Genomic DNA, 7001 nt, shown 5'->3' with positions numbered 1-7001 from the left:
CGGTGCGCGACGCCGTGGCCGACGCCCTCGCCGAGGGACGACTGCCCGTGCGCCGCCGGCGCACCGGCGGCCCCGGTCGAGTCGTGCTCGTCGGAGGCGGCCCCGGCGCCGCCGACCTCATCACCCTGCGCGGTCGACGCGCACTCGCAGAAGCGGATGTCGTGGTCACCGACCGTCTCGGTCCCCGGGCGTTGCTCGCCGAGCTCGAGCCCGGCGTCGAGATCGTCGACGTGGGCAAGGCCCCCGGGCGGCATCCGGTTCCGCAGCACGAGATCAACCGGATCCTCGTCGAGCGTGCGCTCGCCGGCCAGCACGTCGTGCGCCTGAAGGGCGGCGACCCGTTCGTGTTCGGCCGCGGCGGCGAAGAGGTCGCCGCATGCCTCGACGCCGGAGTGGCCGTCGAGGTCGTGCCCGGCATCTCGAGCGCGATCTCCGTGCCGCAGGCCGCCGGCATCCCGGTCACACACAGGGGCACCGCCGCGTCGATGCTGCTCGTCAACGGCCACGACGACCCCACGCAGGCGACCCTCGCGGCACTCGCCGACGACACGACGACGACCGTCGTGCTCATGGGCGTCGAGCGACTCGGCGGCTTCGCCGAGGCAGCGGTCGCCGCGGGCGCTCCGCATGACCGGCCCGTCGCGATCGTCGAGAGCGGCACGACGTCGTCGCAACGCACCACCCGGGCAACCCTCGGCACCGTTGCCGCCGCTGCAGCTGCTGCCGGTGTGCAGGCGCCGGCCGTCATCGTGGTGGGCGAGGTCGCCGCAGCCGGACTCCTCACTCGACTCACCGACCCCGCGCGGAGCCGCACCGGATGACGAACGCCCCTCCCACGCCGGGGACGCCCTTGCTCGGTTGCGTCATCCTGATCACCGCCGATCGCCGGTCGGCGGAACTCGGCGCCGCCCTCGAGCGGCGTGGAGCGCGTGTCGTGCACGCCCCGGCTCTCACGATCGAACCGCACATCGGCGACGAAGCGCTCATCGAGCAGACACTCCAGGTCATCGCCACCCCTCCCGACGTCGTCGTCGCGACGACGGGCGTCGGGTTCCACGGCTGGATGGAGACCGCCGACTCGGCGGGCCTCCTCGACGACCTGCACGCCGCGCTCGCGGGCGCGAGGTTCATCGCGCGCGGCCCGAAGGCCCGCGGGGCCATCCAGCAGGCCGGATTCAGTGCCGACTGGGTCGCCGAGTCCGAGACCTCCTCGGAGCTCGGTACATATCTGCTCAACGAAGGCATCTCCGGACTCCGCGTCGTCGTCCAGCACCACGGCTCCGGGTCCGACGGGCTCGACGAGGCCTTCCGCGGCGCGGGTGCCGACGTGACGAGCCTCGTCGTCTACCGCTGGGGTCCTCCGCCCGATCCCGGGCTCGTCGCCGGTTCCGTGCGCAGCGCCGCAGAGGGCGCCTACGACGCCGTGCTCTTCACCTCCGCTCCGGGCGCCGACGCGTGGCTCGAGGCGGCCATCGTCGAGGACGCGCTCGACGGCATCCTCGATCAGGAGGCCCGCGGCACCCTGCTGATCGCCGCGGTCGGCCCGATCACGGCGGGTCCGCTCGAGCACGCCGGGATGTCGCCGCGAGTGCCCGATCGCGGGCGGCTCGGGTCGCTCGTGCGCTCGGTCGTCTCGCACTTCGCCGAGCGTCGATCCTCGGCGATCGACACGGCCGCCGGAGTGCTCGAGGTGCGGCGTGGCGGCGCCCTGCTCGACGGTGAGCTGCTGCCCCTGACACGAACCGGTCACGCCGTGCTCACCGCTCTCGCCGAAGCAGGCGGCGACGTCGTCAACCGCTCCCAGCTCCTGGCATCGCTTCCCGGCGCGACGAGCGACGTGCATGCCGTCGAGGTCGCCGTCGCGCGGATCCGCGAGGCGTGCGGCGCGAAGGGCCTCATCCAGACGATCGTGAAGCGTGGCTACCGACTCGCGGTGACCAGCCGGGAGGAAGCATGACCACCCTCATCGCGTGCTCGCACGGAACGAATGACGCGGCCGGACGCATGGCTATCCGCTCGATCGTCGACGGGATCCGTCGCGCCCGGCCGGCGCTCTCGGTGCACGAGGCGTTCGTCGACGTGCAGGGACCCGACGTCGGCGAGGTCGTCTCCCTGCTCGACCCCGAAGGCGACGCGATCATCGTGCCGCTCCTGCTCTCGACCGGATACCACGTGCGCGTCGACATCGCGCGGGCCGCCGGAGCCGCGGCCTCGCAGGTCGGCGTCGCCGCCTCGCTCGGGCCGCACCCCGTGCTCGCCGAGATCCTCGTCGAGCGGCTCGTCCAGGCCGGGGCGACGCCGGCAGACCACGTGGTGCTCGCAGCTGCCGGGTCGAGCGACCCGCGGGCCGCCGACGACGTCGAACGACTCGCGACGCTGCTTCGGACGTCCTGGCCCGGCACCGTGACCATCGGCTACGGCGCAAGCGCCACCCCGAACGTTCCGACCGCGGTCGCTGCTGCTCGCGCGACGAGTGGGGGTCGCGTCGTGATCGCGTCGTACCTGCTCGCCCCGGGCTACTTCCACGACCGGTTGCTCGAAGCCGGCGCCGACGTCGTCTCGGCACCGCTCGCACCCGATCCCCGCCTCGCCGAGCTCGCGATCGACCGCTACCGCTCCGCCCGGCTCCCGCTCACGGGCGTGAATCGAACTGCGGGCATCGGCACACGCTGACCACACGGCGAGCCGGCCTGCCGACGACTCAGGGCAGGTGCCGTCCGAGGCGCTCGACCGCCGCCAGGTACCGATCGACGACGAGCTCGACGATCGGGCCGGGCGCCGGGCGGCCCGGGAGCATGAGCGGCTCGGAGACCGCATCGGCGCCGACCGCGTTCGCCGCATCGTTGAACGTGCCGGGCGCAAGCAGGTAGGTGGCCACGATGACCCGCGACCCGGGATGCACCTCGCGGATCATCTCGATCGCGTCGGGCAGGCGCGGGATCGCTGCGGCGATGAACCCGACCGTCACGGGTCGACCGAGCCGGGCACCGAGCAGCCGCCCGGTCTCGAAGCATTCGCGCACCGCGCGCGGGTCGTTCGAGCCGGCGGCCGCGAGCACGATGGCGTCGGACGGACCGAGACCGATCGCCTCGAGCCGATCGGCGAGCACCTCGACGATCCTCGAGTCGGGTCCGAGCGGTTCGGCGAGTCCGGGACCGCCGGGGGGCAGCTGGTTGATGCCCTGGGAGAGCCCGGTTCGAACGTGGAACCCCGCCGAGAGCACGAGCGGCACGATCACGGCGGGCGTGCCGGCGTGCTGCGCGAGTGCTGCAGCGACATCCGAGTTCTGGGCATCGACGAAGCTGATGCTGATGCGGACTGCAGGAACCTCGGCGGCCACGGCGTCGACGAGGCCGATGATGGCCGAGCGGTTGTCGGCCGACGGCGCTCCGTGGGTCACCGCGAGGAGCGTGAGCGGCGGGTCGACGATCGCGTTGCCATCGTCAGGCCCAGACCCGCTCATCGCCGCTCCCGTCGTTGCGCATCGACGGAGCCGCGTCCGTCGTTACGAACATAGGGACGGCGTGTTTCGGAGCGGACACCCGCATGTTTCACGCACGTGAATCATGCACCCGTTGCGGGCAGGACGGCCGGTCGGCGACGGCCGCTCGGCCCGGGTCAGCCTCGGTCGTCGAGCAGCTCGGGACGCACGCGCCGGGTGCGCTCGATCTGCTGCTCGCGCCGCCAGGCGGCGACGGCGCCGTGGTTGCCCGAGAGCAGCACGGGCGGCACCTCGAGCCCCCGCCAGACGGCCGGCTTGGTGTAGCTCGGATACTCGAGGAGGCCATCTTCGTGCGACTCCTCGACGAGGCTCTCGGGGTTGCCGACGACACCGGGCACGAGTCGCCCGACGGCCTCGATCATCGCCATCGCGGCGACCTCCCCGCCGTTCAGCACGTAGTCGCCGAGGCTGATCAGGCGGACCGGGATGCGACTCGAGTAGTGGTCGACGACCCGCTGGTCGATGCCCTCGTAGCGACCGCAGGCGAACACGAGATGCGGCGCGTGCGCGAACTCGCGTGCGATCTGCTGCGTGAACGGCTCACCGGCGGGCGATGGCACGATGAGCACCGACTCGTCGGTGACGAGCGCGTCGAGCGCCTCGCCCCAGGGCTCGGGTTTCATGACCATGCCGGCACCGCCGCCGTAAGGCGTGTCGTCGACCGTGCGGTGGCGGTCGTGGGTGTGCTCCCGCAGGTCATGGGCCGCGACCTGGAGGATGCCGGCCTGACGGGCCCGCCCGAGCAACGACACGTCGAGCACCGAGAAGAACTCGGGGAAGATCGTGACGATGTCGATCCGCATGGGGGCGAGCCTACGCGCCGGCGTGGTCGCCGGTGTCGTCGCCCGTTCCAGCGGCGGTCGACTCGGATGCATCAGCCTGGAGCACGTCGTCAGAAGCGTCGGACTCGGGCTCGGGCTCGGCGTCGGCTTCGGGCAGCTCCTCGAATAGCCCCGGCGGCGGCGTCACCGTGAGTGTACCGGCGGCGAGGTCGACCTCGGGCACGATCGCCGAGACGAACGGCACCATGACCTCACGGCCGCGCGCCTTCACGATCAGCAGGTCTTGCGCCGGAAGATGCTCGACGTGGCTGACCTCGCCGATGCGCTCGCCGTCGCGGACGACGGCGAGCCCCACGAGCTGGTGGTCGTACCACGCGTCGTCTTCGGGGGTCTCTTCACCGCTCGCGTCGACCCAGAGGATCGCCTTGGCGAGACCCTCTGCGGCCGTGCGGTCGTCGATGCCCTCGAAGAAGCCGACGGCGTGCCCGTTGTACCAGCGAAGCTCACGGAGCGTGAGGCTCTTGCCGTGCCACGGCGACGTGTCGGGCACCTGCAGGGTGAAGACCGCGCCGGGCACGAACCGCCGGTCGGGGTCGTCGGTGTAGAGCTCGATCTTGATGGCGCCCTTGAGCCCGTGCGCCTTCGTGAGACGACCGACTCGGAGCTGCGTGCCTGGTGCGTCGGACACGTCAGTCGTCGGTGTCGACGACGTCGACGCGAACGCGGCGGCCGTCGGCGAGGGCGGTGACGAGGGTGCGGAGCGCTTTCGCGGTGCGGCCGGCACGGCCGATGACGCGACCGAGGTCCTCGGGGTTCACGTGAACCTCGAGGACCTCGCCGCGTGCGCTCGACGCGGAGACGACCTTCACATCGTCAGGGTGATCGACGATCCCCTTGACGAGGTGTTCGAGCGCGGACTGGAGCAAGGCTTACGCCTCGTCCGTCGCGGTCTCGCCGGCGGCCTCGGCCGGAGCCTCGGTCTTGGCGGGCTTCTCGGCCTTGGGCTTCAGCACCGGCTTCTTGGTCTCGTCGACCTGGAAGGCGGGCTTGGGCTCGGCGACGCGCACGGTCGACACGGCGTCCTTGTCGCCCTTGAACCTGCCCCAGTCGCCCGTGAGCTTGAGGATCGCAGCGACCTGCTCGGTCGGCTGCGCGCCGACGGAGAGCCAGTACTGCGCGCGGTCGGAGTCGACCTCGATGAACGAGGGCTCCTGGGTGGGGTGGTACTTGCCGATCTCCTCGATCACTCGACCATCGCGCTTGGTGCGCGAGTCGGCGACGACGATGCGGTAATACGGCGCACGGATCTTGCCATGGCGCTTGAGACGGATCTTGACAGCCACAATTCTCCTGAAAAATGTTGTGAGGTAAGCGAACTGACAGCCGTGAGCGTGGGGTGCACACTCGGCGGAAGCTCTATGGGGTTCTGCGCGCCGGATAGAGGGTCGGGCGATACTGAACTCGACTGACCATTCTTGCAGAAATCCGGCCGCAAGGATAATCGTCCGGCGTGCATGGCATGATAGGCCGACAGACGCCCACGAGCCCTGCCCGGATGGGGGCCCCGCCATGCAGATCGACTTCGCCCGATCCGCCCGTTCCACGGTCGGACTCGAGTGGGAGGTCGCCATCGTCGACCGTGCCACCGGAGAGCTCGCCTCGGTCGCCGACCAGGTGCTCCGGGTACTCGACGCGGGCAGCCCATCTGGGCATCATCCGTTCATCACCTCGGAACTGCTGACGAACACCGTCGAGCTCGTGAGCGGCGTGCACGAACGCGTCGCGGGCGCCGTCGCCGATCTCGAGGGCCAGCTCGCGGAGGTGCGGGCGGTGATCGACGAGCTCGGTGACTACGAGCTCGTCTGCAGCGGCTCGCATCCGTTCAGCCAGTGGTACGACCAGCACCTCACCGACAAGCCGCGCTATCACAAGCTCATCGATCGCACCCGGTGGTGGGGCCGCAACATGATGATCTGGGGCGTCCACGTGCACGTCGGCATCGAGGAACGCGACAAGGCGCTGCCGATCCTCGACGGGCTGCTCGCGTACCTGCCGCACCTGCAGGCGCTCTCGGCCTCGAGCCCGTACTGGGCGGGTGTCGACACGGGGTACGCCTCGAACCGGGCGCTCATGTTCCAGCAGCTGCCGACGGCGGGGCTCCCCTACCCGCTCGCCGATTGGGCGGCGTACGAGCGCTACGTCGACGACCTCGTGCGCACCGGCGTGATCGAGGACCACAGCGAGGTGCGCTGGGACATCCGCCCCTCCCCTCGCTGGGGAACGGTCGAGGTGCGCGTCTGCGACGGCGTCTCGACGGCGGCCGAGATCGCGGCGATCGGCGCACTCGTGCAGTGCCTCGTCGAGTGGATGAGCACCCGCCTCGACGAGGGCCACACGCTCACGGTGCTGCAGCCCTGGTACGTGCGCGAGAACAAGTGGCGAGCTGCGCGCTACGGTCTCGAAGCCGAGGTGATCACGGATGTCGCGGGCACCGAGCGACTCGTCACCGACGACCTGCGCGAGCTCCTCACGACCCTCGCGCCGATCGCCGAGCGACTTGGTTGCGCCGCCGAGCTGCAGGGCGTGCGCGAGACGCTCGCCGGCGGCGCGAGCTACCAGCGCCAGCTCCGGGTCGCGGAGGCCGCCGGCGGCGACCTCACGGCCGTGGTGGCACACCTCGCGCGCGAGCTCCGCGCCGGGGTCACGCCGACGACGGG

At 71.2% G+C, this 7001-nt stretch carries 9 protein-coding genes; 4 read left to right on the top strand and 5 right to left on the bottom strand.

The window, feature by feature from the left end; genetic code table 11:
* The 3 genes from cobA to ESP51_RS19965 form a co-directional block, all read left to right on the top strand.
* Positions 1-821: uroporphyrinogen-III C-methyltransferase (cobA, locus tag ESP51_RS19975; RefSeq protein WP_241843280.1), on the top strand; the 821-nt coding region annotated here is incomplete at its 5' end.
* Positions 818-1957: a uroporphyrinogen-III synthase gene (locus ESP51_RS19970; protein ID WP_129522616.1), complete on the top strand. Its 1140-nt coding sequence runs from the start codon at positions 818-820 to the stop codon at positions 1955-1957. The genes cobA and ESP51_RS19970, both read left to right, overlap by 4 nt.
* Entirely contained in the window at positions 1954-2673 is a 720-nt protein-coding gene (locus ESP51_RS19965) for a sirohydrochlorin chelatase (protein ID WP_129522615.1), read from the top strand. The genes ESP51_RS19970 and ESP51_RS19965 overlap by 4 nt, the downstream gene beginning before the upstream one ends.
* A 28-nt stretch (positions 2674-2701) precedes the next feature.
* Here the strand turns inward: ESP51_RS19965 and ESP51_RS19960 are convergent, their stop codons facing one another.
* From ESP51_RS19960 to rpsP, 5 genes are all read right to left on the bottom strand, one after another.
* Positions 2702-3463: a sirohydrochlorin chelatase gene (locus ESP51_RS19960; protein ID WP_129522614.1), complete on the bottom strand. Its 762-nt coding sequence runs from the start codon at positions 3461-3463 to the stop codon at positions 2702-2704.
* A 155-nt stretch (positions 3464-3618) separates the two neighbouring features.
* Complete coding sequence (gene trmD, locus ESP51_RS19955) at positions 3619-4305, bottom strand: tRNA (guanosine(37)-N1)-methyltransferase TrmD (protein WP_129522613.1); 687 nt, start codon at positions 4303-4305, stop codon at positions 3619-3621.
* A gap of 10 nt (positions 4306-4315) precedes the next feature.
* The gene (rimM, locus tag ESP51_RS19950; protein ID WP_129522612.1) at positions 4316-4972 is read right to left on the bottom strand and encodes a ribosome maturation factor RimM; all 657 of its coding nucleotides are present in this window, start codon (positions 4970-4972) and stop codon (positions 4316-4318) included.
* A 1-nt stretch (position 4973) separates the two neighbouring features.
* Positions 4974-5210, bottom strand: coding sequence for an RNA-binding protein (locus ESP51_RS19945; RefSeq protein WP_056651189.1), 237 nt, complete (start codon positions 5208-5210; stop codon positions 4974-4976).
* Positions 5211-5213: 3 nt separating this feature from the next.
* Positions 5214-5627, bottom strand: a complete 414-nt coding sequence (rpsP, locus tag ESP51_RS19940) for a 30S ribosomal protein S16 (protein WP_129522611.1) — start codon at positions 5625-5627, stop codon at positions 5214-5216.
* A 226-nt stretch (positions 5628-5853) separates the two neighbouring features.
* Between rpsP and ESP51_RS19935 the strand changes: the two genes are divergently transcribed.
* A partial coding sequence (locus tag ESP51_RS19935) for a glutamate--cysteine ligase (protein ID WP_129522610.1) occupies positions 5854-7001 on the top strand: 1148 nt, incomplete at its 3' end.

Origin of the sequence: Agromyces albus (assembly GCF_004134825.1) — a bacterium.
In the GTDB taxonomy this organism is placed as follows: Bacteria; Actinomycetota; Actinomycetes; order Actinomycetales; family Microbacteriaceae; genus Agromyces; species Agromyces albus.
The sequence above is the reverse complement of the archived record's forward strand: the minus strand, read 5'-3'. Positions and strand labels throughout refer to the sequence as shown.

What these genes read in the sequence shown, in the direction of transcription:
- ESP51_RS19970 (WP_129522616.1), top strand. Translation starts at nt 818, where the DNA reads ATGACGAACGCCCCTCCCACGCCGGGGACGCCCTTGCTCGGTTGCGTC.
- trmD (WP_129522613.1), bottom strand. Translation starts at nt 4,305, where the DNA reads ATGCGGATCGACATCGTCACGATCTTCCCCGAGTTCTTCTCGGTGCTC.
- ESP51_RS19960 (WP_129522614.1), bottom strand. Translation starts at nt 3,463, where the DNA reads ATGAGCGGGTCTGGGCCTGACGATGGCAACGCGATCGTCGACCCGCCG.
- ESP51_RS19965 (WP_129522615.1), top strand. Translation starts at nt 1,954, where the DNA reads ATGACCACCCTCATCGCGTGCTCGCACGGAACGAATGACGCGGCCGGA.